The organism is Leptolyngbya sp. CCY15150, assembly GCF_016888135.1.
Classification (GTDB): domain Bacteria; phylum Cyanobacteriota; class Cyanobacteriia; order RECH01; family RECH01; genus RECH01.
In genome coordinates, this window is sequence record NZ_JACSWB010000020.1 from 1 (window position 1) to 542 (window position 542).

1 pseudogene is annotated in these 542 nt (G+C 49.6%); it reads left to right on the forward strand.

The features are described from left to right. Nucleotides 1–232 (forward strand): annotated as a pseudogene (locus tag JUJ53_RS00095) (hypothetical protein); the annotation flags it as partial. Nucleotides 233–542: the final 310 nt, after the last annotated feature.

Consider the following 542-nt stretch of genomic DNA (forward strand, 5'->3'; position numbering starts at 1 on the left):
ACATAAACCGATGAGAACCTCCCGCTTACATCATCAACTGCAAACCCTGTTGGGTCAATCTATTCCCTGGGCCGACCAACGGCATCTTCACACCTTAATCTGGATGGTGATTGGTCTGGTGTGTAGTGAGTGCATTAACCTGACGAAATGGCGAGTCTACATCCGTATATTACAGCCCGATCCTACAGCTTTCAGTCATGAGTTTTGTCAGTCAACCAGGTCAGTGACATAGCAATCCGTGTGTATTTTAAACTCGATTTGATAGCTGCGCTGGCCATGCTGTTTTCGAGAAACCATAGCAGGTTCAGGGTCGTGGTTATGGATAAATTAGATGTAGTGAATGAGATGCCTTGTAAGTGATATCTAAGCTTAGAATGCTGGCTCCCCTTTGATCTCTAAACGCACCACTGCCGCACCTGCTCATTGCAGCGCTGAGCAGGTGCGGGCGATCGCCCCCTAGGATGCCTGCTGTTGCTGCAAGTCAGCCATCCACCGTGGGGTGCCAAACATGCCTGCCAACAATCCTGTCACGCTGAAATCGG